The 26182-nt window shown below is 60.8% G+C and carries 25 protein-coding genes and 1 pseudogene; 11 read left to right on the top strand and 15 right to left on the bottom strand.

Annotated features, from left to right (window positions below):
- Window positions 1-64: 64 nt before the first annotated feature.
- The 6 genes and pseudogenes from JFU58_RS26320 to JFU58_RS26345 form a co-directional block, all read right to left on the bottom strand.
- Window positions 65-1579 carry an ABC transporter substrate-binding protein gene (locus tag JFU58_RS26320; RefSeq protein WP_201142732.1) on the bottom strand — a complete coding sequence of 505 codons (1515 nt, stop codon included), beginning with the start codon at window positions 1577-1579 and terminating at the stop codon, window positions 65-67.
- 51 nt (window positions 1580-1630) lie between these two features.
- On the bottom strand, window positions 1631-2602 hold the full coding sequence (locus JFU58_RS26325; RefSeq protein ID WP_177019495.1) for an ABC transporter ATP-binding protein: 972 nt from the start codon (window positions 2600-2602) through the stop codon (window positions 1631-1633).
- Window positions 2599-3554, bottom strand: a pseudogene (locus tag JFU58_RS26330) (ABC transporter ATP-binding protein). The gene JFU58_RS26325 and the pseudogene JFU58_RS26330 overlap by 4 nt, the downstream one beginning before the upstream one ends.
- Window positions 3551-4408: an ABC transporter permease gene (locus tag JFU58_RS26335; RefSeq protein WP_201142733.1), complete on the bottom strand. Its 858-nt coding sequence runs from the start codon at window positions 4406-4408 to the stop codon at window positions 3551-3553. The pseudogene JFU58_RS26330 and the gene JFU58_RS26335 overlap by 4 nt, the downstream one beginning before the upstream one ends.
- Complete coding sequence (locus JFU58_RS26340) at window positions 4405-5352, bottom strand: ABC transporter permease (protein WP_010176243.1); 948 nt, start codon at window positions 5350-5352, stop codon at window positions 4405-4407. The genes JFU58_RS26335 and JFU58_RS26340 overlap by 4 nt, the downstream gene beginning before the upstream one ends.
- 3 nt (window positions 5353-5355) lie before the next feature.
- On the bottom strand, window positions 5356-6243 hold the full coding sequence (locus tag JFU58_RS26345) for a proline iminopeptidase-family hydrolase (RefSeq protein ID WP_017477306.1): 888 nt from the start codon (window positions 6241-6243) through the stop codon (window positions 5356-5358).
- A gap of 182 nt (window positions 6244-6425) precedes the next feature.
- Here JFU58_RS26345 and JFU58_RS26350 point away from each other — a divergent pair, with 182 nt between their 5' ends.
- Both JFU58_RS26350 and JFU58_RS26355 read left to right on the top strand, forming a co-directional pair.
- Window positions 6426-7190, top strand: a complete 765-nt coding sequence (locus JFU58_RS26350) for a LuxR family transcriptional regulator (protein WP_063032184.1) — start codon at window positions 6426-6428, stop codon at window positions 7188-7190.
- A 94-nt stretch (window positions 7191-7284) separates the two neighbouring features.
- Window positions 7285-8217, top strand: a complete 933-nt coding sequence (locus JFU58_RS26355) for a proline iminopeptidase-family hydrolase (protein ID WP_177069600.1) — start codon at window positions 7285-7287, stop codon at window positions 8215-8217.
- Window positions 8218-8271: 54 nt separating this feature from the next.
- On the opposite strand, the gene JFU58_RS26360 is transcribed toward JFU58_RS26355, so the two are convergent.
- Complete coding sequence (locus JFU58_RS26360; protein WP_177026806.1) at window positions 8272-9783, bottom strand: nucleobase:cation symporter-2 family protein; 1512 nt, start codon at window positions 9781-9783, stop codon at window positions 8272-8274.
- Between the two features lie 172 nt (window positions 9784-9955).
- On the opposite strand from JFU58_RS26360, the gene JFU58_RS26365 reads away from it, so the two are divergent.
- A complete protein-coding gene (locus JFU58_RS26365; RefSeq protein WP_201142734.1) occupies window positions 9956-10903 on the top strand; it encodes a LysR family transcriptional regulator in 948 nt (315 codons plus the stop codon).
- Window positions 10904-11047: 144 nt separating this feature from the next.
- Window positions 11048-11881: a nucleoside-binding protein gene (locus JFU58_RS26370; RefSeq protein WP_177026808.1), complete on the top strand. Its 834-nt coding sequence runs from the start codon at window positions 11048-11050 to the stop codon at window positions 11879-11881.
- Here JFU58_RS26370 and punC read toward each other — a convergent pair.
- A complete protein-coding gene (gene punC / locus JFU58_RS26375; protein ID WP_093200278.1) occupies window positions 11878-13071 on the bottom strand; it encodes a purine nucleoside transporter PunC in 1194 nt (397 codons plus the stop codon). The two genes, JFU58_RS26370 and punC, sit on opposite strands and share 4 nt — an antisense overlap.
- Window positions 13072-13193: 122 nt before the next feature.
- On the opposite strand from punC, the gene punR reads away from it, so the two are divergent.
- Window positions 13194-14126 carry a DNA-binding transcriptional activator PunR gene (gene punR / locus JFU58_RS26380; RefSeq protein ID WP_017477299.1) on the top strand — a complete coding sequence of 311 codons (933 nt, stop codon included), beginning with the start codon at window positions 13194-13196 and terminating at the stop codon, window positions 14124-14126.
- A gap of 64 nt (window positions 14127-14190) precedes the next feature.
- Here punR and JFU58_RS26385 read toward each other — a convergent pair whose 3' ends face one another.
- Window positions 14191-15360, bottom strand: coding sequence for an aspartate aminotransferase family protein (locus JFU58_RS26385; protein WP_201142735.1), 1170 nt, complete (start codon window positions 15358-15360; stop codon window positions 14191-14193).
- Window positions 15361-15463: 103 nt separating this feature from the next.
- On the opposite strand from JFU58_RS26385, the gene JFU58_RS26390 reads away from it, so the two are divergent.
- Window positions 15464-16369: a LysR family transcriptional regulator gene (locus JFU58_RS26390; protein WP_201142736.1), complete on the top strand. Its 906-nt coding sequence runs from the start codon at window positions 15464-15466 to the stop codon at window positions 16367-16369.
- On the opposite strand, the gene JFU58_RS26395 is transcribed toward JFU58_RS26390, so the two are convergent.
- A complete protein-coding gene (locus JFU58_RS26395; protein ID WP_177026811.1) occupies window positions 16366-16989 on the bottom strand; it encodes an HAD family hydrolase in 624 nt (207 codons plus the stop codon). The two genes, JFU58_RS26390 and JFU58_RS26395, sit on opposite strands and share 4 nt — an antisense overlap.
- 100 nt (window positions 16990-17089) lie before the next feature.
- Complete coding sequence (gene fabV, locus JFU58_RS26400) at window positions 17090-18283, bottom strand: enoyl-ACP reductase FabV (RefSeq protein WP_017477295.1); 1194 nt, start codon at window positions 18281-18283, stop codon at window positions 17090-17092.
- A 384-nt stretch (window positions 18284-18667) separates the two neighbouring features.
- Here fabV and JFU58_RS26405 point away from each other — a divergent pair, with 384 nt between their 5' ends.
- Both JFU58_RS26405 and ppnN read left to right on the top strand, forming a co-directional pair.
- Window positions 18668-19492 carry an aspartyl/asparaginyl beta-hydroxylase domain-containing protein gene (locus tag JFU58_RS26405; RefSeq protein ID WP_017477294.1) on the top strand — a complete coding sequence of 275 codons (825 nt, stop codon included), beginning with the start codon at window positions 18668-18670 and terminating at the stop codon, window positions 19490-19492.
- A 147-nt stretch (window positions 19493-19639) separates the two neighbouring features.
- Entirely contained in the window at window positions 19640-21013 is a 1374-nt protein-coding gene (ppnN, locus tag JFU58_RS26410) for a nucleotide 5'-monophosphate nucleosidase PpnN (protein ID WP_003218868.1), read from the top strand.
- A 1-nt stretch (window position 21014) separates the two neighbouring features.
- Here the strand turns inward: ppnN and JFU58_RS26415 are convergent, their stop codons facing one another.
- The gene (locus JFU58_RS26415; RefSeq protein ID WP_017477292.1) at window positions 21015-21407 is read right to left on the bottom strand and encodes a RidA family protein; all 393 of its coding nucleotides are present in this window, start codon (window positions 21405-21407) and stop codon (window positions 21015-21017) included.
- A gap of 376 nt (window positions 21408-21783) precedes the next feature.
- Between JFU58_RS26415 and JFU58_RS26420 the strand changes: the two genes are divergently transcribed.
- Complete coding sequence (locus tag JFU58_RS26420; protein WP_063034030.1) at window positions 21784-22125, top strand: hypothetical protein; 342 nt, start codon at window positions 21784-21786, stop codon at window positions 22123-22125.
- 15 nt (window positions 22126-22140) lie between these two features.
- On the opposite strand, the gene JFU58_RS26425 is transcribed toward JFU58_RS26420, so the two are convergent.
- Window positions 22141-22470, bottom strand: coding sequence for a YXWGXW repeat-containing protein (locus JFU58_RS26425; RefSeq protein ID WP_063032202.1), 330 nt, complete (start codon window positions 22468-22470; stop codon window positions 22141-22143).
- A 157-nt stretch (window positions 22471-22627) separates the two neighbouring features.
- On the bottom strand, window positions 22628-23527 hold the full coding sequence (locus tag JFU58_RS26430; protein WP_201142737.1) for a DMT family transporter: 900 nt from the start codon (window positions 23525-23527) through the stop codon (window positions 22628-22630).
- A gap of 97 nt (window positions 23528-23624) precedes the next feature.
- Between JFU58_RS26430 and JFU58_RS26435 the strand changes: the two genes are divergently transcribed.
- Window positions 23625-24473 (top strand): LysR substrate-binding domain-containing protein, encoded by an 849-nt coding sequence (locus tag JFU58_RS26435; protein WP_201142738.1) that lies wholly within the window; start codon window positions 23625-23627, stop codon window positions 24471-24473.
- Here the strand turns inward: JFU58_RS26435 and JFU58_RS26440 are convergent.
- The gene (locus JFU58_RS26440) at window positions 24470-25366 is read right to left on the bottom strand and encodes a LysR family transcriptional regulator (RefSeq protein ID WP_201142739.1); all 897 of its coding nucleotides are present in this window, start codon (window positions 25364-25366) and stop codon (window positions 24470-24472) included. The genes JFU58_RS26435 and JFU58_RS26440 overlap by 4 nt on opposite strands.
- A 97-nt stretch (window positions 25367-25463) precedes the next feature.
- On the opposite strand from JFU58_RS26440, the gene JFU58_RS26445 reads away from it, so the two are divergent.
- Window positions 25464-26117: an NADPH-dependent F420 reductase gene (locus JFU58_RS26445; protein WP_201142740.1), complete on the top strand. Its 654-nt coding sequence runs from the start codon at window positions 25464-25466 to the stop codon at window positions 26115-26117.
- Window positions 26118-26182 lie beyond the last annotated feature (65 nt).

The raw sequence follows: 26182 nt of genomic DNA on the forward strand, positions 1-26182 counted from the left end.
ACACCGAGGTGCCAGCATCGCAGGCAAGCCAGCTCCCACATTGGTTCGTGGTGCGGCTAAAAACTTAGTTCTTCACCACTTCCTCAAGGGTGAAGCGCCCCAACGGGTTTTGCAGGAAGTTGCTCACGTTCTTGCGTGAGATGTTGATGTACGGGCTGTAGTACAGGTCGATCCAGTTCACATCCTGTTTCGCCATTTTCTGCAGGTCCACATACATCTGCTCACGCTTGACCGGATCCGCCTCGATCCGTGCGGCCGCCACCAGGTCCTTGACCTTGTCGTTCTTGTAGCGAGTCATGTAGTTCTGGTTAGTGTCGTGGCCCAGCACGAAGGTGGTCTTCTGGTCCGGGTCGAGGATGTCGTTGGTCCAGTACATCACCGAAATATCGTATTCGCCGTCCACCAGCATCTGCCAGCTTTGGGTCGGGTCGACCTTTTGCAGGTTGGCCGTCACGCCGACCTTGGCCAACTGATCTTTGATCATCACCGCAATCTGCTCGTCGGCTTCGTTGCCGGCGTTGACCACGTAGTTGAGCTTCAAGTCCTGGGCACCGGCCGCAGCCAGCAGTTTCTTGGCTTCGGTCGGGTCATACGGGCGCTGCAGGTTGTTGGCGTAGTGGTACAGCGAGCCTTTTGGGATGTAGGAATAGGCCACGGTGCCTTGGCCGAAGGTGGCGGTTTTCACCAGCGATTGTTTATCGATGGCCATGTCCAGCGCCTGACGCACTTCCGGCTTGGCCAGCAGGCCGTGGGCGTGGTTGATCAACAGGTGATCTTCACGGGTCGACGGGTCCGAGTGGACTACCACGTTCTTGTCTTTTTTCAGCTCTTCAACCCGGGAAAACGGGACGAAGATCGCCGTGTCCAGCTCGTTGTTCTGCACCATGCGCATGCGCGTGTTGTCGTCAGTGACCGACACCCACTCCACGCCATCCAGGCTCACCTTACCGGCCTGCCAGAAGTTCGGGTTCTTCTTCAGGATCACCCGATCGCCCTTGCGCCACTCGTCCACGGTAAACGCGCCGGAGGTCACCGGGTTTTCCGAGTAGGCGTCTTCGCCCATCTTGGTCATGGCTTTTTCCGACAGGATCGACACCGTCGGCGAAGCCAGTTGCGAGAGGAAGGCGACCGCCGGGGTTTTCAAGGTCACGACCAGCGTCTGCGGATCAGCAGCCTTGGCGGTGTTGATCAGGCTGAACGGGTCGCTCCACAGCGAGGCCTTGTTGTCGCGAATGCGCAACAGGCTGAAGGCGGCGTCGTCAGCAGTGATCGGCGAGCCATCCGAGAACTTCGCAGCCCGCAGTTTGAAGGTGTACGTCAGGCCGTCCTTGGAAATGTCCCAGCTTTCGGCCAGCCCCGGTTCCATCTTGGTGCCCAGGTTGTCCACGCGCACCAGGGTGTCGTAGACGTTGGCGAACACCCAGGTGTCGCGGTTCTGCGCGCTTTTGATCGGGTCAAACGTGGTGCTGTCTTCGCGGCAACCGATGGTGAGTACACCGGCCGCGTGGGCGATACCGGCGGTCAGCGACCACGCGGTGAGTGTGGCGGCGGCGAGCAACTTCAAGTGACGGGATTGCATGTCATAACTCCTTGTCTATAACGGCGGTTGTTCATGATCGGCAGGAAGGGTTCAAAGCAAAGGTTCTTCAAGCACGCAACTGTACCGATGCGTTTGCACGACGTGAGTCGGCGGCAATACCTCGGCACACACGGCTCGCGCATGCCGACAACGCGGGTGAAAGGCGCAACCATTGGGCAGCTTCAGTGGGCTCGGCGGCTCGCCCGGCAACGGTTCGCTGGGCAACGGGCGGTACGGATCAATCTCCGGGATCGCCTGGATCAACGCTGCGGTGTAGGGATGGCGCGGCGTGGTGAATACCGCCTCCACCGGACCTTCCTCGACGATTTTCCCCAGGTACATCACCGCCACCCGGTCGCACAGGCGGCGGACGATGGCCAGGTCGTGGGCGATAAACAGGATCGCCAGGTTCATGCGCTGTTGCAGTTCCAGCAGCAGGTTGATGATCTGGCCCTGGATCGACACATCCAGGGCAGCCACGCATTCGTCGGCGATGATCAGCCGCGGCTCCACCGCCAGCGCCCGGGCGATGCCGACGCGCTGGCACTGGCCGCCGCTGAGAGAGCCGGGCTTGCGGCTGGCGAGTTCGGGGCGCAGGCCTACGAGGTCGAGTAATTCGTCGACCCGGCGTGGAATGTTTTCTGACGCCACCTTGCGCTGCACCCGCAGGACTTCGGCGATGGTTTCGCCGACCGTCAGACGCGGGTTCAGGGCCGCATAGGGATCCTGGAAGATCATCGCCGTCTCGTGCCGCAAACGCGCGATGTCGACAGGCCCGGCGTGGGCCATGTCGATGCCATCAAACACCACCTGCCCGGCGCTGATGGGATTCAGGTGCAGGATCGCCCGCCCGAGAGTGCTTTTCCCGCTGCCGGACTCGCCCACCAACCCGAGGGTTTCGCCGGCCGCCAGGGTCAACGACACCCCATTGACCGCCCTCACCCACTGTTTATTCAGGCCAAACAGGCCACTGCCAGCGGCGGCAAAACGCACTTCAAGGTCATTCACCTGTAACAACGTCATGGGCGAACTCCCAGGGGATAGTGGCAGGCAACCCGTGCGCCTTCCGGCAACAGCTCGGTGCACAAGGTGCCGACTTGCGGGCAACGCGGGTTGAACCGACAGCCCTTGGGCAAGGCATCGAGCAGCGGCGGCTGCCCGGCGATGGTGCGCAACAAGGCGTGCCCACTGCTGGTGGCGGGCTGGCACTCGATCAGGCCGGCGGTGTACGGGTGTTGCGGATGTGCCAGCAGTTCGTATTTGCTGCCGTGCTCACACAAGCGGCCGGCGTACATCACGGCGATGGAGTCACAGGTTTGCGCCACCACGCCCAGGTCGTGAGTGATCATGATGATCGACAGGCCGCGCTGGTCCCGCAGGTCCAACAACAAGCGCAGGATCTGGGCCTGCACAGTCACGTCGAGGGCGGTGGTCGGCTCATCGGCGATCAGCACTTTTGGATTACAGCCCAAGGCCACGGCGATCATCGCCCGCTGGCGCATGCCGCCGGAAAACTCGTGAGGATAGTTGTCGATTCGCACCTGGGGATCGGGAATACCAACCTGGCGCAGCACCTCGATGGCCTGCAAGCGCGCGTCTTTTTCGATGCACCCTGATGCAGGCGGATGCCTTCGGCGATCTGCTCGCCGATGCGCATCAACGGGTCGAGGTGACTGCTGGGGTTCTGGAAAATCATCCCCAGTTGCCCGCCGCGCACCGCGCGCATCCCGGCATCATCCAGCGTGAGCAACTCCTGGCCGGCCAAACGTAACGAGCCGCCCTGCACCCGCAAGCTCGGGGACGGCAGCAAGCGCATCAGCCCGCGACAGGCCATGGTCTTGCCCGAACCGCTTTCGCCCACCAGGCCGAGGATTTCACCTTCGGCCAGGTCGAAGGAGACTCGGTCCACCAAGGTCACATCGCGCCCGGTGTTGTTGGCGATCACACTCAGGTCCTGCACCTGCAGAAGACTCATGAGCGATCCCCCAGCACTTGCGCCACACCATCGGCCAGCAGGCTGAAGCCCATGGCCAGGGTCACGATGGCCAGGCCCGGGAAGGTGCAAATCCACCAGGCGGTGGTGATAAACGCCTGGCCTTCGGCAACCATGGTGCCCCACTCGGCGGTCGGCGGCTGTACGCCCAGGCCGAGGTAGCTGACGGCTGCACCGTTGAGCAACACCAGCACCGCGTCAGACATCGAGAACACAATCGAGCCGAACATCGCGTTAGGCAACAAATGCCGAAACAGAATGCGCCCATGGCCAAAGCCCAGGCTTTTGGCGGCCAGGGCGAAGTCGCTTTCCTTGAGCACCAGGATCTGCGAGCGGATCAGCCGCGCGTAGGACACCCAGCCCACCAGCGCCATGGCGATATAGAAACTCTTCAAACCCGGGCCGAGAATGGCCATGATCGCCAGCATCAGCACCAGGAACGGGAACGCGAGGATGACGTCGATCACCCGCATGCAGAAACTGTCAAAACGCCCGCCGATATAACCGGACACCGCGCCAACAAAGGTGCCGATCAGGAACGGGAAGATCACCCCAACCACCGCCAGTTGCAGGTCGATGCGCGCGCCCCAGATCACCCTCGAAAGAATGTCTCGACCGTAGTTGTCCGTGCCAAATGGATGGGCGAGGCTGGGGCCCAGCAAACTGATGTCGGTGTTTTGCGCAATTGGATCGAACGGTGCGATCCACGGGGCGAACAGCGCCAGCGCCAGCCATGTCAGCAGAATCAACAGACCCCAGGCCGCCGTCAGCCGGCCATTGCGGAAACCAAAGCGCAGGCGCAAGCGCCACGGGGCAATCAAGGGGCGGCTGCTCATTGCATCTTCACTCGCGGGTCCAGTGCGACCGTCACCACATCGGCAACAAAGTTGACCAGCACGGTGGCACAGGCCAGCACCATCGCCACGCCCTGCACCACCATGTAATCGCGGGTGAAAATCCCGCGCACCAACAACTGGCCGATGCCGGGAATCGCGAACAGGCTTTCGATCACCACCGTGCCGCTGATCAGCCAGCCAATGTTCACCGCCAGCAGGTTGACCGCCGGCACCAGGGAGTTGGGCAGCACATGGCGACGAAACACCGCCGCCTCCGACAAGCCGCGGGCCCGGGCGGCGGTGACGTGATCGGCCTGCAATTCCATCAACATGCTCGCCCGCAGGTTGCGCACCAGCACCGCCGACAGGGCCAGGGCGATGGTCAGGCACGGCAGAACCATGTGGTGCGCCTTGTCCAGCCAAGTGCGCCCATACCCGGACACCGGGAACAGGCCCCATTGCACGCTGAGCAACAGAATCAGCATCAGGCCCAGCCAGAACGCCGGCATGCCCAGGCCGACCGTGGTAAACAGCCGGATCAGGTTATCCGCCCATCCGCCTTTATTACGCGCGGCCACGGTGGCCAGCGGCACAGCGATCAACAGCGCCAGCAGCACGCTGCCGAGCACCAGGAATAGGGTCGGCTCGATGCGGGTGACGATCAGTTTCAGTGCGTCGACCTTGTACAGCAGGGACTGGCCGAGGTCGCCCTTGAGCAGGTTTTTCAGGAAGTAGAAATATTGTAGCCACAGTGGCTGGTCGAGACCGTACTGGGCGCGGATCTTCAGCAAGGCGTCCGGGGTGCTGCGCGAACCCAGCAGGGCCCGCGCCGGGTCACCGGGAATCGAACGCACCAGTACAAAGGTGATCAGGCTGATGCCAAACAGCACCGGCAGCAATTGCAGTGGCCGGGATAGCACAAAACGGTAACGCGCCAGGTTCATCCGTCAGCCTCGGTGACGAGCAAGGAAGTCCAGCAGCACCGGAAAGTAAGCCTGGGGCTCTTCGTAAAACGGCATATGGCTGCTGTTGGGGAACACGTGCAATTCAGCGTGCCTGGCCGCGCTTTTCATACGCATGGCGCAGGCCGGGGTCAGTTCGTCGTGCTGGCCGGTGGTGATCAGTATCGGCATCTTGAATTCGGCCATCTCGGGGATGCGATTCCAGTCCTTGAGGTTACCGATGTAGAGGAATTCGTTGGGGCCCTGCATGGTTTCGTAGGGCCCCATGTTCCAGTCGCCGAGGGAGCGCTGGACCGGCGCCGGCCACTCGTCCAGGCGGCAGACGTGGCGGTAATTGAGCAAGGTGATGGCGGCCTGGTACTGCGGATGGTCGAGGGTGCCCATGGCTTCGTGGCGTTGCATCATCGCCACGGTCTCGCTACCGAGGGCGCCGCGCAGGCGCTCCAGCTCCAGTGACAGGTGCGGAATGTCGCCGACGGTGTTTTCCAGGATCAGGCTTTTCAGCGCGTCGGGGTAGTGAATGGCGTATTCGATGCCCAGCCATCCGCCCCAGGAATGTCCCAGCAGGTGCACGCGCCCCAGGCCCAAGGCCTGGCGCACCGTCTCGACTTCTTCGACATAACGGCTGATTTCCCACAGCGAAACATCGGTCGGTCTGGCTGATGCGCCGGTGCCAAGCTGGTCGAATGCAACCACTCGCAGGCCGTTGTCCTTGAGCCAGCCATGGGCGTCGCGCAAGTAGTCGCAAGGCAGCCCCGGGCCGCCATTGAGGCACAGCAACACTTCATCGCCTTCGCCAAAGCTGTAGGCCACGAGGTTGTGGCCATCGACTTGCACGTTGTACTGCTGGTCGGGGGCAATTTCACGCCACATGCATACATTCCTTGTTGTGTGTCGGCCCTGGGGATAGTGGCCGTTTAAAGGCCAACACTACCGAGGATGCCGCGCGTCCATAACCTGGTAATTCTTATAGGTTTGGTCTGGCAGTCCTTCGCCGGGGCGTGGCATTCTACTTGCAGCAAGACGAGATTCAAACGAATTCGGGAGCAGAACGGATGCTGGCCAGGTTAACTGCCTTTAATGACCGTCTCATCCCCGGCAGGAGCCTGGATGAACAGATGGACAACACCCTCGTACTGGCCCAGGACCTGGGTTTTGATGCGCTGGTCTACGACTACACCCCCGTGCCCATTGACCATAATGGTGCACTGATCACCCCTTCTGTGCTGCAACTGCGCAATACGCCACCCGACTGGTACAGCTTGTGGTGCAGCTCCGGTTTTTATCAGATCGATCCAGTGCAACACCTCGCGCTGTCGACGGTTTCACCGTTTGTCTGGTCCTACGAGGCCAAGGCCGATACCGCGCTGCAAAAGATCATCGACCCCTGCCACGCCCCCGTTTCCAGCTACCTGCACGACCGGCAGATGACCTGCGGCGTCAGCGTGCCGATCCATTTGCCCCGTGGCGGCTTCGCCTCACTGACCGGCCTGCGCACCGGCAAGGCCAGCACGGTGCTGGAGGATGCTCGCCAGACCCTGTCGGATTTCAACCTGATTACCCACGCCTTGCAGGAAGCCGCCTACCCGCTGTTCAGCAAGGAACTGCGCTCGTACCCGCACATCCGCCTGACCAAGCGTGAGCGCGAATGCCTGAAATGGGCCGCCGACGGCCTGACCGCCGCCGAAATCGCCACGCAATTGAGCCGCTCCCTGGCCGTTGTCACCCTGCACCTGGCGTCGGCCATGCATAAGCTGGGGGCCAAGAACCGGGTACAAGCGGTCGTGCGCGCCACCCATTACCGGTTGCTGGAAGACTGATACGAAGGCAAAACCTAGCTGTTTTGCTAGTTACTTAAACTTTCTGTGCCGACTATCGTGTGCCTGATCACTTTTCCTCAGGGCAGGGCACGAAATGGAATTCATCGACACCATTCGCGAAGGCTATGCGGCTTTTCGCGACTACCAGACCTGGTATCGGGTCACCGGCGATCTGAACAGCGGCCTCACGCCACTGGTCATCCTCCATGGCGGCCCGGGCTGCACCCATGATTATGTCGACGCCTACAAGGACGTGGCTGCCAGTGGCCACGCGGTCATTCACTACGACCAACTGGGCAATGGCCGTTCCACGCACTTGCCCGATAAAGACCCTTCATTCTGGACCGTCGGCCTGTTCCTGGAAGAACTGGACAATCTGCTGGACCACCTGCAGATCAGCAACAACTACGCAATCCTGGGGCAATCCTGGGGCGGCATGCTCGGCAGCGAACACGCCATCCTGCAACCCAAGGGCCTGCGTGCGTTTATCCCGGCCAACTCGCCGACCTGCATGCGGACCTGGGTCGCCGAGGCCAACCGCCTGCGCAAGCTGCTGCCAGAAGGCGTGCACGAGACCCTGCTCAAGCACGAACAGGCCGGCACCTATCAAGACCCTGAGTACCTGGCGGCTTCGCGGATTTTCTATGACCAGCACGTATGCCGGGTCAATCCATGGCCGGAAGAAGTCGCCCGCACCTTCGCCCAGGTGGATTCCGACCCGACGGTGTACCACGCCATGAGCGGCCCGACGGAATTCCATGTGATTGGCAGTTTGAAAGACTGGAACGTGATTGGCCGTCTGTCGAAGGTCAATGTGCCGACCCTGGTGATTTCCGGCCGGCATGACGAGGCCACGCCGCTGGTGGTCAAGCCGTTCCTGGATGAGATCGCCGATGTGCGCTGGGCGCTGTTCGAAGACTCCAGCCACATGCCCCATGTTGAAGAGCGACAGGCGTGCATGGGGACAGTGGTGCAGTTTCTGGATGAGGCTTGTTCCGTACCCCACAGAACGCTCAAGACTGGCTGAGATCAAAATGTGGGAGCGGGCTTGCTCGCTCCCACATTGGACTCTTTGTGGCTGTTACACCTCGCTGGTCTGCGCTCTGCCCTGCACCACCGCTTTCTTCGGCACTTCTGCCAGCAACGGAATCTCCTTGCCCTCGGCATCAAACAACTTGCCGCCGCTGAAGTAATCCCCGTCCCGCAACGCCGCCACATCCTGGAAGCACAGGCTGCGCTCAGTCCCCGCAACAAACACCGACTGCTGGTCCGAGTTGCCCGTGGTGAAGTGGTTGAACGCCAGGTTCAACAGGATCGCCATAATCGCCGACGAACTGATCCCTGAATGGAAAATGGTCGCGAACCAGCTCGGGAAGTGGTCATAGAAACTCGGTGCCGCAATCGGGATCATGCCAAAACCGATGGAAGTGGCGACGATGATCAGGTTCATGTTGTTGCGGTAATCAACCTTGGACAAGGTCCGGATACCACTGGCAGCCACGGTGCCGAACAGCACGATCCCGGCACCGCCCAGCACTGAAGTCGGCACTGCCGCAATCACCCGCCCCATAAACGGCAGCAGGCCGAGGATCACCAGGAATATCCCGCCGGTGGCAACCACGTAGCGGCTCTTGACCCCGGTCACCGCCACCAGCCCGACGTTCTGGGCGAACGCGCTCTGGGTGAACGAACCGAAGATCGGCGCAAACATGCTCGACAGCATATCCGCGCGCAGTCCATTACCGAGGCGCTTGGAGTCGACCTTGGTGTCGATGATTTCACCCACTGCGAGAATGTCCGCCGAGGTTTCCACCAGGGTCACCATGACCACGATGCACATGGAAATGATCGCCGCCAAATGGAAGGTTGGCATGCCGAAATGGAAGGGCGTGGGAAAGCCGAACATCGGGCCCTGGGTCACGCTGGAGAAGTCAGCCATGCCGAGGAACACCGCGATCACTGTGCCGATCACCATTGCCAGCAGGATCGACAGTCGCGAGATGGTCGCGCTGCCGATCTTGCTCAGCAGCAACACCAGCACCAGAGTCAACGCCGCCAGACCGATGTTTGGCATGCTGCCGAAATCCGCCGCGCGGCTGTTGCCGCCCATGGCCCAGCGGGCGGCGACGGGCATCAGGGTCAGGCCGATGGTGGTGATCACAATCCCGGTGACCAGCGGCGGGAAGAATTTGGTTATTCGTGAGAACACCGGGGTGATCAGCAAGCCGATCAAGGACGCGGCCATCACCGCCCCGAGTATCGCCGGGATACCGCCCGCGCCGTCGCTGCCGACGATCGCCACCATGGTCGCCACCCCGGCAAAGGACACCCCTTGCACCAGCGGCAACTGGCAGCCGAAGAACGGCAACCCCAGGGTTTGCAACAGCGTGGCCAAGCCACCGGCAAACAGCGAGGCGGCGATCAGCAGGCCGATATCGGCCGGGGACAACCCGGCCGCCTGGCCGACGATCAACGGTACGGCCACGATGCCGCCGTACATGGTGAGCACATGCTGCAGGCCGTAAGCCATGTTGGCCGCGACGCCGAGATTCTCGTCTTCTGGCCGCTGCGGTGACGCCTTCGGGATAGTCATGGTGAGGGGTTCTCTGTTTTTGTTGTGCACTCACTGTATGCAATAGAAAGATTGGATGTCCATAGAGTTGTATACAATCAGTTTCACAAAGAGACCACCAACGGCGTTACAAAAATCCATTCAGCCGCCCTGCCCCGTGGCTCGAAGTGCTGCGCACAAGGACTTGAAAAAAATGCTCAACCGCAAGCTGCGCATCCACGCTCCGGCGATTTACTACTTCGACATGGTTCGCCGTTGCCACTCGATCCGCGAAGCCGCACGCCGCCTGAATGTGGCGTCTTCGGCGGTGAACCGGCAGATCCTCAAGCTGGAGGACGAAGTGGGCGCGGCGCTGTTCGAGCGCCTGCCCGGCGGGCTGCGCCTGACCGCTGCCGGTGAGATCCTGACCCGCCACGTGAGTGTCCTGTTGCAGGATGTGGAGCGCGTGCGCGGCGAACTGGACGGCTTGAACGGCGTGCAGACCGGCCATGTGGAAATCGCCACGGTGGAAGGCGCCACCGTGGAACTGCTGCCCGCCGCCTTCAAGCGCATGCGTGAGCGCTATCCGAAAGTGACCGTTGGCGTCACGGTGCAAGGTTCGCAGTCGATTCCCGGCGCGGTGGTCAACGGCCAGGCTGACCTGGGGCTGGCCTTTGCCTTACCGCGCAGCAGCGAAACCATCCAGGTGTGTGTCGGCCATTTCCGCTTGGGTGCGCTGATGGCGCCGGGGCATCCATTGGCCGGCGAGGCGTGCGTGAGTTATGCACGTTGCTGTGAACACGGGGTGATCCAGGCCAAGAGCGAACTTTCGGTTCATCACCTGATCGCGCCGCTGCACAAGCGTTCGGCGGCGAACAAGCCGCTGCTGCAAAGCAACTCAATGGAACTGGCCCGGCAACTGGCGCGCCAGCAACTGGGCATCGCGTTCCAGACGCGCATTGGCGTGGAGGCCGATTTGGCCCGTGGCGAACTCTTGCACATCCCACTCAGCGACCAGGGCGGGATCTTCAGCGACCTCGGCTTGTACGCCCGCAAAGATCGGGACTTGCCGATGGCGGTACAAGCGATGGCCCATCTGCTCAGTGAAGAAATCAACTTGCGCGAACATCAGGAAACGCCCTCGGCGCCGCGTATTTCCTGACTCCCAGGCCAGCTTCAGTGCTGCCGTTTCGGCATCGGCCCAGGCGAGATTCTGTTCTTTGGAACCCACATCGGATGTGCCGATACTGCGCCCGGCGACCCTTGCGCGGTCGCCATGAGCCAAAACGCCAAAGGAATTAAAACAATGAAAAAGGCACTGCACGGCGCAACCGTATTACTCACCCTGTTCGGCGGCGGGGAGGCTGTCGCGCTGGAATGGATGAACAACAGCGTAGGATTTCGCTACGGCCAGCAGTTCACCAATCCGAACAACCCGGATGAATTCAGCAAGCGTATCTACAGCTTCACCCACGCCAGCGGCTACCAGTACGGCAGCAACTACCTGAACCTCGATGTGTTCCTGTCCGACAGCCGCGACCCACGCAAGGGCACCGACCACGGCGGCAGCGAAGTGTATGCCGTGTACCGGCATCAGCTGTATGCCTCACGGGTATTCGATGTGCCGCTGGGCACCGGGGTGATCAAGGATTACGCCCTCACCTTCGGCTTTGACGCCAACCGCAACAACAACCTGGCCTCGGCGAAAAAACGTGCACTGGTGATTGGCCCGACCTTGAAGTTCAACACCGTCGGCGTGCTGGACCTGAGCCTGATGTACTACAAGGAAAGAAACCATTCCGGCATTCCCGGCGCGAAAGAACCCGACCATACCTTCGACGATACCTACATGCTCAACCTGGCCTGGATGCGGCCTTTCGAGATAGGCGCCCACGGGGCGAAGTTCCAGGGGTTTATCAATCACGTCGGGGAAAAAGGCGAGGACTTCCATGGCCGCGACACCGCGCCGGAAACCCTGATGCGCGCCGCGCTGATGGTGGCGGTGCGCCCGGGAAAGAGCGTCAAGCCGAACCTGTATCTGGGGGTGGGTTACGAGTATTGGCATAACAAATTCGGCGTAGACGGCGGCCGGGGCAGCCGCACATCAACGCCGACGGTGAACATGGAAGTGACGTTCTAGCGGGCGCGCACCAGGTCGGCATCCGCATCGTCAACCTTCGGCCGCGCCAGCCAATAGCCCAACACGGCCAATGGCGCGGTCGCCAGCATCACGATCGCGGTGATCAACAGCGGCTGGTCGATCATCGACGACACAATCAGGCTCCCTAGAAAGCACAGGCCCAACTGCAAGGTGTTCTGCAAGGCTGCCGCTTTGCCGGAATTTTCTGCAAACGGCATCAGCGCATTCGCCACCACGATCGGATAGCTGGCGCCATTGACCAGCGCCATCAGGCAGAACGGAATCAGCAAGGTGGCGAGCGTCGGCACGGTCAAGGTCGCGACCAGGTACAACGCGACCATGCTGATGCAGTACGCCAGCAGCAGCCACGGCAACAAAGTCTTGCCCTGGAACCGCTGCAATGCACTGCGGCAACTGTAGCCACCGATCAGGAACGACAGCGTCGGCAACACGTAGCTCAAGCCGATGTCATTGGGGCTGTAGCCCATGCCGCCGAGGATGAACGGCGAGGCGGTGAGCCAGGCAAAGAAACTGGCCGAGCACGCGGCAAAGATCATCACGTTGCCGGTGAACACCCGCGACTTGAGCAATTGCCCATAGCCGAGCCGGGAACGTTCGGCATCGGTTGTCAGGCGTTTCGGCAGCGGTCTGAGAAACAACGTAGGCAGCAGCAGGAGCAGCGAGACCACCAACAACACACCGAAGATCGCCTGCCAGCCCCAGTGATTCAACATCAGCGCCCCCAGCAGCGGCGCCAGGGCCGGTGATAGAGACATCAGCGGCATGATGCCGGCGAACACACGATGCGCCTTGTCCGCCGGGTAGCGGTCGATCACCAGCGCCTGCCAACTGACAGCGGCGGAACACACGCCAATCGCCTGGACAAAACGCAAGGCCAACAGTTGCGGTGCGGTCTCGACCCAGAACATGCCCAGGCAACCGAGCACAAACAGGGAGAGGCCAGTGAGCAGGACCGGCTTGCGCCCGAGCCGGTCGGACAGCGGCCCCCACAGCAACTGCCCGACAGCGAAGCCGGCGAGGAAAATACTCAGGCTTGCGCCCACTGCGCCGGGGGAAATCTGCAGTTGCTCGCCCATGGCGCCAAACGCCGGCAAGTACATATCCATGGCCAGATAGCCGAGCATGCTCAGCCCCGCCAGGTACCAGGTGAATCCAAAAGAATTTTTCATTGAAGCCTTGTATAAACTGCCATCAAACTATTTGCTGACTGGCGCCTATTATGAAGCTGAGCATTTCCCTGTGAAGCGATAATAATTGAACACTCTTATCAATATTTTTGAAGGCAATCCCCATGTGGTCTGAATACTCCCTGGATGTCGTGGATGCGGTGGCCCGCCACGGCAGCTTCAGCGCCGCCGCCCAGGAACTGCACCGCGTGCCATCGGCCATCAGCTACACCGTGCGGCAAATCGAAGAGTGGCTGGCAGTGCCGCTGTTTGTCCGACGTCATCGGGACGTGGAGCTGACGCCCGCCGGTAAATTGTTCGTCGACGAAACTCGTGGCGTCATGAAAAAAATGCTCGGCACCCGCCGGCTGTGCCAGCAAGTGGCCAATGGCTGGAGTGGCCAGTTGAAGGTCGCGGTGGATTCCATCGTTAAACAGCAGCGCTGTCGGCAACTGGTGCTGGATTTCTATCGGCAGTTCCCGGAGGTGGAATTGCTGATGGAATACGAGGTGTACAACGGTGTGTGGGATGCCCTGGCCGATGACCGCACCGATATCGTGATCGGCGCCACCAGCGCGGTGCCGGTGGCCAGTCAATTCACGTTTCGCGACATGGGCCTGCTGAACTGGCTGTGCGTGGTCAGCAGCCGCCATCCGCTGGCGGCGGAAGAAGGCCTGCTCAGCGATGACCAATTGCGGCCCTTCGCCTCCCTGTGCATGACCGACACCTCGCGCAACCTGCCCAAGCGCGACACCTGGACCCTGGATAACCAGCGTCGCTTGGTGGTGCCGCACTGGGCTTCGGCGATTGATTGCCTGCGGGACGGCCTGTGCGTCGGCATGGCACCGGCGCACCTGGTGCAGCCATGGATCGACCGCGGCGAGCTGAGTGCCCTGCAACTGTCCCGGCCCTTCCCCGCCAGCCCGTCGTGCGTGGCGTGGGCGCAGAACAAACTGTCGCCGGCCATGGCCTGGTTGCTGGACTACCTGGGGGATACCGAGACCCTGAATCAGGAATGGCTGAACGGGGTGCAGGTGGGCTCCGGCTACCCCGTTTGAGGATCGTTCCCACGCTCTGCGTGGGAATGCAGCCAGTGACGCTCCGCGTCAGCCTCATCCATGTCTAGTCCAGCAACCGGGAAAGTGCGCGCACGATCATTTCCACTTCCTTGGCATCGAGGGTCAGCGGCGGCAGCAGGCGAATGATCTTGGCCCGCGTGACGTTGATCAGCAGGCCATGCTCTTGCGCCGCACGCTGGGCCAGGTCGCGATGCGGGCTTGCCAGCTCGATGCCGATCATCAGCCCTTGCCCGCGAATCGCCAGCACCTGGGGATGCTCACTCAATTCCACCCGCAGGCGCGCCAGCAGCCGCTCGCCCTGTTGCGCCGCATTGTCCAGCAAGCCTTGCTCTTCAATGATTTCCAGCACCGTACACCCGACGCGACAGGCCAGCGGGTTGCCGCCAAAGGTGCTGCCGTGGCTGCCGGGGGTGAACAACTGCGCAAAGGAGGCCCGCGCCAGGCACGCGCCAATCGGCACGCCGTTGCCCAGGCCTTTGGCCAAAGTCATCACGTCCGGCAAGATGCCTTCATGCTGGAAAGCAAACCAGCGACCCGTGCGGCCGATCCCGGTCTGGATCTCATCAAGCATCAACAACCAGCCTTGCCGGGTGCAGTGCTCGCGCAAGGCTTTCAGATAACCCGGCGGCGCGACCTGCACACCGCTTTCGCCCTGGATCGGCTCCAGCAGCACCGCCACAATCCGCGCACCAAACTTCTGGGTCACGGCTTCCAAGGCCTTCAAGTCCCCAAAGCCAACCTTGATAAAATCCCCCGGCAACTGTTGAAACCCGAGCCGCACGGAAGGCCCGTCGCTGGCGGACATGGTGCCCAGGGTGCGCCCGTGAAAGGCATTCTCCATCACCACCACCAGCGGCTGTTCGATGCCCTTTTTCCAGCCATGCAGCCGGGCCAGTTTCAGTGCCGTCTCGTTGGCTTCGGCACCGGAGTTGTTGAAGAACGCCTGGTCCAGACCAGAAAGCTGGGTCAGTCGTTGGGCCAGCCGCTGCTGCCAGTCGATGCTGTAAAGGTTGGAGGTGTGCAGCAGCAAACCCGCCTGCTCACTGATGGCCGCCACCAGCCGTGGGTGGGAATGACCGACGTTGGTCACCGCCACACCGGCCACCGCGTCCAGGTATTCACGGCCCTGCTGGTCCCACAGGCGCGTGCCAAGGCCACGGGTAAAGCTCAGGGGCGACGGTTGATAAGTGGTCATCAGGCAGGCGGCGGTCATGGCATCAGGCTCCAGTGCATCGTAGTGATGGCACCAGTATCGTTAGCCACCTGAGCTGGATAAACTGCACAACACTGCAATCACTTTAAATCAGGGCTTGATAATGGATCTGTTCCAGGCGATGACGGTGTACGTGAAAGTGGTGGAAGCCGGCAGCATGACGGCGGCGGCGCAGGCGTGCGGCATGTCCACCACCATGGTCGGCAATCACCTGCGCGCGCTGGAACAACGCCTGGGCGTCAGCCTGCTCAAGCGCACCACCCGCAAGCAAAGCCTGACCGAGTTTGGCGGGATTTATTACCAGCGGTGCCTGGAGGTGCTGGGCCTGGTGGCCGACTCCGAGCAGATGGCCGAACAAGCCAACAGTGACGTGCCCAAGGGCCTGCTGCGGATCACCGCCCCCCCGGCCTTTGGCACCGAACGCCTGGCACCGGCGCTCAGCGAATTTTCCCGGCGCTACCCACAGATCAAGCTGTACGTGGTGCTGAGCAACCAGCGGATGGACATGGTCGACAGCGGCTTCGACGTGGCCATCCGCTTGGGCGAGCTGGACGCTCCAAGCCTGATTGCCCGCCCCATGCAGGATTACACCATCACCCTCTGCGCCTCTGCGGAGTACCTGGCGCGCCGTGGCACACCTCGACGCCCCGATGATCTGCAACAACATGACTGCCTGGCGTTCGCTTACCCGGCGACCGACGATTGGCGCAACGCCGACAAGTTGTGGCGAATGCGCGGCGCAGAGGGCGAAGTGGAAATTCCGGTTTCCGGCTCATTGACCATCAACAGTTCGCAGGCCTTGCGCCAGGCTGCCCTGGAAGGCATGGGCATCGTGATGCTGCCTGACGCCCTGGTCGAGCCAGACTTGCGGGCCGGGAAACTGGTGGCATTACTGACGTCCTACCAACTGCCCAGCCGGCCCATGCATTTGCTGTACGCCCAAGACCGCTATCGCCTGCCCAAGCTGCGGGCCTTTGTGGATTTCGTCATGGAGAAATGGGCGCGCTAGAGGCTCACCCCCAGTTCGATCAAGCGCTCACGGGTCTGCGCGGCAGATACGTGGTGAATCCCTTGCCAACCAAGCGCAATGGCCGCCTCGATATTGCCGGCTACGTCGTCAATAAACACCACTTCACCCGGCTGGATATCCGGCAGATGGGCGCGCACCTGAGCCAGGCTGGCGTGGTAGATCGCGGGATCGGGCTTGATCAACTTGATTTCGCCGGACACCACGATGTCGCGAAAATATTGCAGGAACGGGTAGTTGGCCCGGGCATAGGGAAAGGTTTCGGCGGACCAGTTGGTGAGGCCGAACAGCGGCATCTTTGCCTCATGCAAGGCTTCGAGGATCGCCACACCCTCCGGCAATGCGCCCCGCAGCATCTCGTGCCAGCGGTCGTAATACGCCTGGATCAAGGGTTCGTGCTGTGGATGCTCGGCAATCAGCGTGCGGGTCGCCTCGGCCAGGCTGCGCCCGGCGTCCTGCTCGGTGTTCCAGGCCTGGGTGCAGACCGTGTCCAGAAACTGCTGGCGCTCATGGTCGTCGGCAATCAGCTGGCGGTAGAGATGGTGCGGGTTCCAGTCGAACAGGACACCGCCGAAATCAAAAACGACTGCACGAATCGTCATGAAGATCCTCCGTTAGCGTGGGTGTGATAACGGCCGCAGTCTGGCATGACGCGCACAAAAAAGCGGCCCCTGGAGGCCGCTTTTTCATTACCCGAAGCGCTTAAGCCTGAACCAGGCCCTTGATCTTCACGGTCGGATTGACGTCAGCGTCGTAGTCCACGCCGTCGATCTCGAAACCGAACAGGCGCAGGAACTCCGCCTTGTAGCCGGCAAAATCGCTGATCTCGTTGACGTTGTCGTCAGAGACCTGATTCCACAGGGCCGCTACCGCGTCCTGAACCTTCGGCTCAAGTTCCGCGAGGTCCGCACGCAGGCGGCCGTCGGCGTCGAGCTTGGGCTCTTTGCCATACAGGCTGTCCTTGAACAGGCCGTAGACCTGCTCGATGCAACCTTCGTGGGTACCCTGCTCTTTCATCACTTTAAACAGCAGCGACAGGTACAGCGGCATGATCGGGATCGCCGAGCTGGCCTGGGTCACTACGGCCTTGAGTACCGACACACGGGCATCGCCCTTCAGTGCCGCCAGGTTTTCGCGCAGGGTCAGGACTTTCTTGTCGAGGTCCTTCTTGGCTTCGCCGATGGAGCCGTTCCAGTAGATATCCTGGGTCAGCTTCTCGCCAAGGTAGGTGAACGCAGTGGTCTTGGCGCCTTCGGCCAACACGTCGGCGTCACGCAGGGCGTCGATCCACAGCTGCCAGTCTTCGCCGCCCATGACTTTCACGGTGCCGTCGATTTCTTCCTGGGTGGCCGGCTCAAGGGTGGTGTCGACCACGACGCCCTTGTCGGTGTTGATGCCGCGCAGGGTCACGGCCTTGCCGATCGGTTTCAGGGTGGAGTTGTGCACCACGCCTTGCGGGTCTGTACGGCGTGGCGCGGCCAGGCTGTAGACCACCAGGTCGATCTTGCCCAGGTCTTTCTTGATGGTTTCGATGGTCAGGCGCTTGATCTCGTCAGAGAACGCATCGCCGTTGATGCTCTTGGCGTACAGGCCTTTTTCCAGCGCAAACTTCTCGAACGCGGCGCTGTTGTACCAGCCGGCAGAGCTGAGCTTGCCTTCTTCGCCTTCTTTCTCAAAAAACACGCCCAGGGTGTCGGCGCCGCAGCCAAAGGCCGCGCTGATGCGCGCAGCCAGGCCGTAGCCGGTGGAAGCCCCGAGGACCAGCACCTTTTTCGGGCCGCCTTCAATGGCACCGTGTTCGGTCACGTAGTCGATCTGCTCTTTGACATTCGCTTCACAGCCAACCGGGTGAGCGGTCACACAGATAAAGCCACGAACCCGCGGTTTGATGATCATAAAATTTCTGCCTCTTCCAAGGTGCCGAAGGCCAATGGTGGCCATTACAGCGTCAATCGTACCGGTCTATGACGCCCGGAAAACCGAAGCGTCACGATAGTCGCAAATCTTCTGTTCACAAAATGCTATCCGCAACACCGCCGACCTGACCATCCGCCGAGGCATTTTAGAGGGACAACGGTAAAAATCTGTGCTGCGACTTCACAAATTTCCAGCATTTAAAACGCCACGTGAGGGCGATAACACCCTATCATGACCATATTATTTCGATATGTTTCGGCTCGGGCATGATGCCCACGGGTTGACTGACTCCTTTGCCTGGCCTGCCAGTCAATCGCGGACGGTTTTGAAGCAATCGAAAACCGTCCGATGGAGCCCAGTTTCATGAGTAAGAGTGTCATCCGCAAACGCCTGGCATCCGCCGCTTGGGTCCTTGGCGTATTGCTGTTCATTTATTGCTTCCCGAAGACCACCCTGGTGTTTCTGCTGCTGGTGGTGTTCTGTGGACTGTATGACTTCCTGCGCAATGGCCTGTATGACAGCGCGACCATCAAGAAGTATTTCATCGGCAACGGGCGCAATACCTGGCTGCTGGCACCGTTCAACACGCTGTTCGATTTGTTGAGCCAGCGTAATCGCCACGTTTATAAAATGAACGACCTGCCGCCGGCCTGGCGCGAAGACCTGCAAAAGGTGATCGACGACGCCATGGCCAACAAAGACGAGATCATCCAGTACCTGGATGAGCGCATGGCCGAGAAAAAACGCGGCATGCTGTTTTTCCAATGGTACGGCCGCCCGATCGAGACCACCCTGGATATCCCTCAACTGCGGGAAAAACTGCCCTACGTGAAAACCATCGGCGTGTCGGTGTTCAACGAAAACCGTTCCACCTCGTTTCACTTCGGCCCGCTGCGCATGATGTTCCGCGTGCTCTACAACATGGCACCGGCGCCCCATCACGACGGCGTCTACATCCAGGTCGGCAAGCACAAGCACTACTGGCACGATGACCCGCTGTTTATCTTCGACGACACGCTGATGCACGCCTCCTTCAACAAGAACGACGCCAAGCGCTACTGCCTGTTCATCGACATCGTGCGGCCAACCCTGGTGCCGTCGTTGCTCAACGGCCTGATCGCGGGCTTTGCCGGAGCGGTCTTTACCTTGCGGCGGTTTTTCTACAAAAACTGGAAGCTGATTCAGTAACTTCTGCGGCATGATGGTGCGCGACGGTGTTTGCGCTCGGCTCCAGTGCCGGGGAAAATGCCAGTCCAATGCGACCGAAAACGGCGCGCACTATCCTCAAGCCACTGGCCATGTATGGTCCGGTGGCCGTGCTTTCAGGGAATCAGAATGCCCCAAAGACAAGTCATCAATGCCTCCGTAAGCCCTAAAGGCAGCCTTGAAACGCTGTCGCAACGTGAAGTCCAGCAACTGAGCGAAGCCGGTACCGGCAGCATCTACACCCTCTTCCGTCAATGCGCCCTGGCCATTCTCAACACCGGCGCGCACATCGACAACGCCAAGACCATCCTCGACGCCTATAAAGATTTCGAAGTGCGCATCCACCAGCAGGACCGTGGCGTGCGCCTGGAACTGCTGAACGCCCCGGCCGACGCCTTCGTCGATGGCGAAATGATCGCCAGCACCCGGGAAATGCTGTTCAGCGCCCTGCGTGACATCGTCTACACCGAAAACGAACTGGACAGCCAGCGCATCGACCTGAGCAGTTCCCAGGGCATCACCGACTACGTGTTCCACCTGCTGCGCAACGCCCGCACCCTGCGCCCGGGCGTCGAGCCGAAGATCGTGGTGTGCTGGGGCGGGCACTCGATCAATACCGAAGAATACAAATACACCAAGAAAGTCGGCCACGAACTCGGCCTGCGCAGCCTCGACGTGTGCACCGGATGCGGCCCCGGCGTGATGAAAGGCCCGATGAAGGGCGCGACCATTTCCCACGCCAAGCAACGCATTACCGGCGGGCGCTACCTGGGCCTGACCGAGCCCGGGATCATCGCCGCCGAGGCGCCGAACCCGATCGTCAATGAGCTGGTGATTTTGCCGGACATCGAAAAGCGCCTGGAAGCCTTCGTGCGCGTCGGCCACGGCATCATCATCTTCCCGGGCGGCGCCGGCACTGCCGAGGAGTTCCTGTACCTGCTGGGCATCCTGATGCACCCGGACAACCGCGACGTGCCGTTTCCGGTGATCCTCACCGGGCCGAAACACGCCGCGCCGTACCTGCAACAGCTGCACGCGTTTGTCGGCGCAACCCTCGGCGAAGCGGCCCAAGCCCACTACCAGATCATCATCGACGACCCGGCTGAAGTAGCACGGCAGATGACCGTCGGCTTGAAAGCGGTCAAACAGTTCCGCCGCGAGCGCAACGACGCGTTCCACTTCAACTGGCTGCTGAAGATCGACGAAGGCTTCCAGCGCCCGTTCGATCCGACCCATGCCAACATGGCCAGCCTGCAACTGAGCCACGCCCTGCCGCCCCATGAACTGGCGGCCAATCTGCGCCGAGCGTTCTCGGGGATTGTGGCGGGCAACGTCAAGGACAAGGGCATCCGCCTGATCGAGCAGAACGGGCCGTATGAGATCCATGGCGACCCGGCGATCATGAAGCCGCTGGACGAGTTGCTGAAGGCGTTTGTGGAGCAGCACCGGATGAAACTGCCAGGCGGCGCCGCCTACGTGCCGTGCTACCGCGTGGTGCAGTGAGTCAGCGCTGAACCGCTACGCACTTGATCTCCAGCAGCAAGCCTGGATTGGCCAGTTCTGATACGCCAATGACCGTCCAGGCGCACAACCCTCGGGGGAACACGCGGTTTTTCACTTCACGGAAAACCGCCATGTGTTCGCTCAGGTTCACGTGGTAGGTGGTCATGTCGACCACGTCTTCGAAGGTGCACCCACCCTCCTCCAATACCAGCCGCAGGCTCTCCCAGGCTGCGATGAACTGCGCCTCGGGGTCGGTGATGACTTCCAGGTTTTCCGTGCGGCCGACCTGGCCTGCGCAGTACAGGGTCTTGCCGACTTTTACCGCCGGGACGTAGCCGGCGCGTTCGACGATGGGGTGCATGGAGGTGGGGATGATGAGGTGGCGGTCGGTCATATGTTGTATCTCTTTGAGCAGCAGTATTCGATGCCGGGAAGAAAGCGGTTGGGCTATCTTTTTACCGCCTGGCGCTACTCAGCGCATCCAAAAGTTTGCCCAAGGAACCTGGTCAATGAACAACAAACCTGAGCCTCAACCCACAACAGTCAGCGTTCAAGCGCTGATAAGGTCTGATTCTTTGCCTCGACAAACCGATCAGCATTGATCAAATGACACACGCCTGCGCCAAGCAGGCATCAAAATCCTCCTGGCTGGCTGGAACTCTCTTTCACGGTTCGCGTAACCTTTGGCCTATCCACGTCATATGCATGACGACTGACCCAAATCTGGAAGAACCAAAGTGCGCAAACTTCCGCTACTTTTCCTGACGCTGATGCCCTCCCTCGCCCTCGCCGAAGCCATCACCTGGCCCGACCTGCCCGACACCTGCTTCGTCAGCGGGCGCTCCGCTACCAGTCAGGATGTGGACACCGGTTGTGCGGCGTTTCTGATCAATGTGAAGGGCAAGGCGGCAGGCACGCCGATCAAGCTGGATATCCCGCAGTACGCCATGCATGTCGACGAAGGCACCGGCAAGGAAACACCAGTGATCCTCATCCAGGCGGAAGAGAATGGCGATGTTAAAGCTGTAGGTTACAAGGAGCTTGGCACCGGCCAGTTAGGCGCGGCGCTGCTCAGGGAAGTTCGGCTTCTGGGTACGAAGAAGCCGATTTAAATTACGGAAAAACGGTCAGCGAACCCAACCGCCGCCTTGCCAGTGATAGCCGTCATTGCGCTGTACCCAATGCGGATGCACATAGCGATAACCCGGGCGCTCCGGCTCCCAGTGACCATGCACCGCCACATAGCGCCCACCTTCCCAACGCCAGTAGCCACGCGACCACAGGTAACCTGGCCGCCCTTCCGGCTCGACCTCAATGACCTGCACCGGCGGCGGTTGCGGCGCGACGACTTCTACATATTCACGCTGCACCGGTCGTCGATCATGCACGACCCGCTCCTCTACACACCCGGAAGCCGCGACGACCAGAGCCGCCAATGCCGCATAACGTAACAACATACAGAATCCTCGGGCGTCACCGCCCAGCGTTTACACCAGAAAAAATGCCCCCTTGTTCCAGCCGCGCTCCTGCTTGGCTATAAGACTTTTTAACAGGTGCCAACTGTCAGCTTGCTGAACCCACGGGTGGACGGTAGGTAAAGAAAAACTGACCTTTTCAGGATGTACACGCTGCGACCGGTTGCTTCAAACGCACCAAAATCAGCCCCGCCACCACCACGACGATTCCTATATACGTCGATGCATAAATCACATCGCCAAACATGAGTGCCGCCCACACCAGTGTCACCGGTGGCTCCAGGTATACCAGGGCCGCCACATGGGTGGCTGTCATGAACCGCAGCAACATCCACAAACTCAGGTACGCCACGAAGGTTGAAAACACCGTCAGCCAAATGATGGAGACCCACACATCGGGAGCCCGGGGAATGCTCAGCGTATCGGTGTAAAGCACTGCCGCCGCAAATCCGATCAAGGTCAGCAATGACTGAATAAACAGCGCCAGGCCGAGGTCACCGGACTGAGTCTGGGCCGACCGGCGTTCGTACAGCGTGGCCAAGGTCAGACCGAGCGCCGACACCAGGGGCAGTAAATACATGACCAACCCGACTTCGACCCCGCTGTTGCGGTACTGACCCGCGATCACAATCGACACGCCGGTAAAACCGATCATCAACCCCAGCCATTGCCAGCCACCACTGCGCTCGACCACGCTGCCCGATGACAGCGCTGCCGTCATCAACGGCTGCAATGCCGCGATGATCGCCGCTATCCCCGGCGGCAAGCCGTTCTGGATCGCCACGTAGACACAGGTCAAATACAGAAACTGCGAGAGGAAACCAATCACCACATGATGGCGGATCTGCGCCCAGTAAACCTTCAGCAGCCGCACGTTCAAAAACAGCGCCAGGCACAACGACACCAGTAAAAAACGCCAGAACAGCACATTGAAAATGCCGTCGCTCTGGGTCGCCAATTTCGCGCCGATAAAGCCCGAACTCCAGGACAGGACGAACACCATCTGTAACAGCAGCAGCCCTAAGGTCGATCGTTTCATTGAGCCTCCGGTTCGCTTGATTGACCAAAAGGCTAAGGGCCGCGCATGATTCTGTATATTTGAATAAGCTGCACCACTAATCCTGAAAAGTGGAATCATGAGCAAACAACTGAACATCGATCTACTGCGTACCTTCCACGCCGTTGCCCGCTTTCAGCGATTCAACGAAGCGGCCAATCACGTGCACCGCAGTGCTTCGACGGTGACCACGCAAATCAAAAAGCTCGAAGATCAGGTCGGCCAACGCCTGTTCAGCCGCAGCAACCAAGGGGTTGAGCTGACCATGTACGGCAGGAAACTTCTGGGCGATACCACCGAGTTTCTCAAGAGCCACGACCGCTTGCTGGCCTCGCTCACACCGCAACGCATGCAGGGCAAAATCCGCCTGGGTCTACCTGATTCATATGCCCCGGACTTCATGCAGGAATTTCTGCCCCGCCTGGTCGCCGACAACCCACTGTTGGAGCTGGAGGTAGAAGCGCGCTCGAGTGGCGAACTGTTGACGTTGTTCAGCAGCAAGCAGCTGGACCTGGCCCTGATTGTCAGCGCCCAGCCCTTGGAGCAAGGCGAGCGCCTGGGGGAAATCCAGCCGCTATGGGTCGCCGCCGAACACTTCAGCTATCCACCGCAGGCGCCCCTGCCGATTGCCGTGCAACTGTCAGGTTGCCCCTATCGCGCCGCAGCGATTCGGGCCCTGAAAGAGCACGGCACTTACTATCGGGTGCTGCTGGAAAGCGCGAGTTCGCCGGCCGTTGAAGCCTGCATCCGCAGCGGGATGGCGGTGGGTTTGGTGGAAGAGAGCCGGATGGGCAAGGGATTGACGCGGGTGATCGCCGGGGCAGAGTTGCCGCCGTTGCCGGTGCATCACCTGTATTTGCTGTGCGATAGCAGCAACCTGTTGGCGCTGCATGTGCATGAGCAGGTCAAAGCCGGCTACAGCGTTTAGGGCGGGCCGAAACGCAGCAGCACCGCGTCGACAAATCGCCGCAGCTTGGCGGTGCGCTGGCGGTTTGCCGTGTAGAGCAGATGCATCTGCCGGCTTGGCGCTTCAAACTCTGGCAGCAAGCGCACCAGTTCGCCACGCTTCAGAGCCGAGCGTAAAAATTCTTCTGGCCCCAGGACAATCCCAAAACCATCCAGCGCCGCAGTCATCAACGCCCGGCTTTCATTCACATGCAGGCGGCTGGCGACCTGGGCCTTGTGCAGGATGGAACCTTGGTAGAACGACCATTCGCGATCAGCCGGGCGTGACCAGTAGGCGTATCCCAGGTACTCGTGGTGTTCAAGGTCTGCGGGCGTCACTGGCGTGCCTCGCTCGGCCAGGTATTCCGGCGACGCGCAGACCACCAGGCGATAGGGCTGCAGCGGCCTGGCGGTAAGACTGCTGTTCGCCAGCGGGCCGATGCGAAACGCCACCTCGTAGCCCTCCTCCACCAGGTCGACAAACCGGTCGGTCAGGTGCAGGTCGATTTCGACCTCGGGATTGTCCCGTAAAAATTCGGTCACCAGTGGCATCAGGCTGTAAGAGCCAAAAGTCACGGGCGCGCTGACCTTGAGCTTGCCCCGTGGCGTGTCGTTCATCATCTGCGCGAGGGAGTCCGCCGCCTCTGCTTCCGTCAGGATATGTTTGCAACGTTCGTAGTACGCGCTTCCCAGTTCCGTCAGGCTTTGCCGGCGTGTGGTGCGGTTGAGCAAACGCGCGCCCAGCCGCTGCTCCAGGGCCGCCACATGCTTGGCCACCATCTGCGGCGACATTTCCAGGCGCTCGGCGGCCCGGGCGTAGGACCCCAGCTCGGCAGCCATCACAAAGGCACTCATGCTTGAAAGGCGATCCATCATTCACCACTCCCAGTAACAACACCCAGACCCGAACGGGCATTTATCCCCATCCAGTAGCCAATCATCATAACGGCTCTCTCAACGAAGGAGCACCGACATGAAAATTGGCATCATCGGAGCAGGCTTTATCGGACGCGCTGTTGCGCAATTGGCGTTGGCCGCCGGCCATGAAGTGATGTTGAGCAACTCCCGTGGCCCGCAGTCCATGAGCAGCGTGCTGAGTGGCATTCGCGGGGTTCAAGTGGGCACCGCGCAAGAGGCGGCGCAATTTGGCGAATCAGTGCTGCTGGCCATTCCGTTCGAGCACTACCGCAGCGTGCCGGCGCAGTGGCTGGAAGGCAAAACCGTGATGGATGCCAACAACTACTACCCGAATCGCGGCGGCCATATTCCCGTGCTCGACCGTTTTGAAACCACCACCAGCCGGTTGGTGGCCGAGCACCTGTCGCAGTCGAAGGTGGTGAAAGTGTTCAATGCCATCCTGGCGCCGGACCTGACCCAGGACGCCCGCACCCGCGGTGCGCCGGACCGGCGTGCGCTCCCGGTCGCAGCGGATGACCCGGCGGCCAAGGCGCAAGTCATCGCCCTGCTGGACGAGATCGGCTTCGACGCCGTAGATGCCGGCGGACTGGATGAGAGCTGGCGGTTTGAACGCGCCAAGCCGGCGTACTGCATACCTCTGGATAAAGAAGGACTGAAGGCAGCGTTGGCGGCTGCAGAGCGCCAGGTCGAGTTGCCCGCGCGCTGGTAACACCTGCAAAAAAGCCCGCTGACCGTTACCGGTTCAGCGGGCTTTTTTTACATCGGGTTGATCCT

This window comes from Pseudomonas sp. TH34, from assembly GCF_016650865.1.
In the GTDB taxonomy this organism is placed as follows: domain Bacteria; phylum Pseudomonadota; class Gammaproteobacteria; order Pseudomonadales; family Pseudomonadaceae; genus Aquipseudomonas; species Aquipseudomonas yamanorum.

Bases quoted from the DNA above. Each gene is read 5' to 3' on its own strand.
- JFU58_RS26320 (WP_201142732.1), bottom strand. From the start codon at position 1,579: ATGCAATCCCGTCACTTGAAGTTGCTCGCCGCCGCCACACTCACCGCG.
- JFU58_RS26325 (WP_177019495.1), bottom strand. From the start codon at position 2,602: ATGACGTTGTTACAGGTGAATGACCTTGAAGTGCGTTTTGCCGCCGCT.
- JFU58_RS26335 (WP_201142733.1), bottom strand. From the start codon at position 4,408: ATGAGCAGCCGCCCCTTGATTGCCCCGTGGCGCTTGCGCCTGCGCTTT.
- JFU58_RS26340 (WP_010176243.1), bottom strand. From the start codon at position 5,352: ATGAACCTGGCGCGTTACCGTTTTGTGCTATCCCGGCCACTGCAATTG.
- JFU58_RS26345 (WP_017477306.1), bottom strand. From the start codon at position 6,243: ATGTGGCGTGAAATTGCCCCCGACCAGCAGTACAACGTGCAAGTCGAT.
- JFU58_RS26350 (WP_063032184.1), top strand. From the start codon at position 6,426: ATGCTGGCCAGGTTAACTGCCTTTAATGACCGTCTCATCCCCGGCAGG.
- JFU58_RS26355 (WP_177069600.1), top strand. From the start codon at position 7,285: ATGGAATTCATCGACACCATTCGCGAAGGCTATGCGGCTTTTCGCGAC.
- JFU58_RS26360 (WP_177026806.1), bottom strand. From the start codon at position 9,783: ATGACTATCCCGAAGGCGTCACCGCAGCGGCCAGAAGACGAGAATCTC.
- JFU58_RS26365 (WP_201142734.1), top strand. From the start codon at position 9,956: ATGCTCAACCGCAAGCTGCGCATCCACGCTCCGGCGATTTACTACTTC.
- JFU58_RS26370 (WP_177026808.1), top strand. From the start codon at position 11,048: ATGAAAAAGGCACTGCACGGCGCAACCGTATTACTCACCCTGTTCGGC.
- punC (WP_093200278.1), bottom strand. From the start codon at position 13,071: ATGAAAAATTCTTTTGGATTCACCTGGTACCTGGCGGGGCTGAGCATG.
- punR (WP_017477299.1), top strand. From the start codon at position 13,194: ATGTGGTCTGAATACTCCCTGGATGTCGTGGATGCGGTGGCCCGCCAC.
- JFU58_RS26385 (WP_201142735.1), bottom strand. From the start codon at position 15,360: ATGACCGCCGCCTGCCTGATGACCACTTATCAACCGTCGCCCCTGAGC.
- JFU58_RS26390 (WP_201142736.1), top strand. From the start codon at position 15,464: ATGGATCTGTTCCAGGCGATGACGGTGTACGTGAAAGTGGTGGAAGCC.
- JFU58_RS26395 (WP_177026811.1), bottom strand. From the start codon at position 16,989: ATGACGATTCGTGCAGTCGTTTTTGATTTCGGCGGTGTCCTGTTCGAC.
- fabV (WP_017477295.1), bottom strand. From the start codon at position 18,283: ATGATCATCAAACCGCGGGTTCGTGGCTTTATCTGTGTGACCGCTCAC.
- JFU58_RS26405 (WP_017477294.1), top strand. From the start codon at position 18,668: ATGAGTAAGAGTGTCATCCGCAAACGCCTGGCATCCGCCGCTTGGGTC.
- ppnN (WP_003218868.1), top strand. From the start codon at position 19,640: ATGCCCCAAAGACAAGTCATCAATGCCTCCGTAAGCCCTAAAGGCAGC.
- JFU58_RS26415 (WP_017477292.1), bottom strand. From the start codon at position 21,407: ATGACCGACCGCCACCTCATCATCCCCACCTCCATGCACCCCATCGTC.
- JFU58_RS26420 (WP_063034030.1), top strand. From the start codon at position 21,784: ATGCCCTCCCTCGCCCTCGCCGAAGCCATCACCTGGCCCGACCTGCCC.
- JFU58_RS26425 (WP_063032202.1), bottom strand. From the start codon at position 22,470: ATGTTGTTACGTTATGCGGCATTGGCGGCTCTGGTCGTCGCGGCTTCC.
- JFU58_RS26430 (WP_201142737.1), bottom strand. From the start codon at position 23,527: ATGAAACGATCGACCTTAGGGCTGCTGCTGTTACAGATGGTGTTCGTC.
- JFU58_RS26435 (WP_201142738.1), top strand. From the start codon at position 23,625: ATGAGCAAACAACTGAACATCGATCTACTGCGTACCTTCCACGCCGTT.
- JFU58_RS26440 (WP_201142739.1), bottom strand. From the start codon at position 25,366: ATGATGGATCGCCTTTCAAGCATGAGTGCCTTTGTGATGGCTGCCGAG.
- JFU58_RS26445 (WP_201142740.1), top strand. From the start codon at position 25,464: ATGAAAATTGGCATCATCGGAGCAGGCTTTATCGGACGCGCTGTTGCG.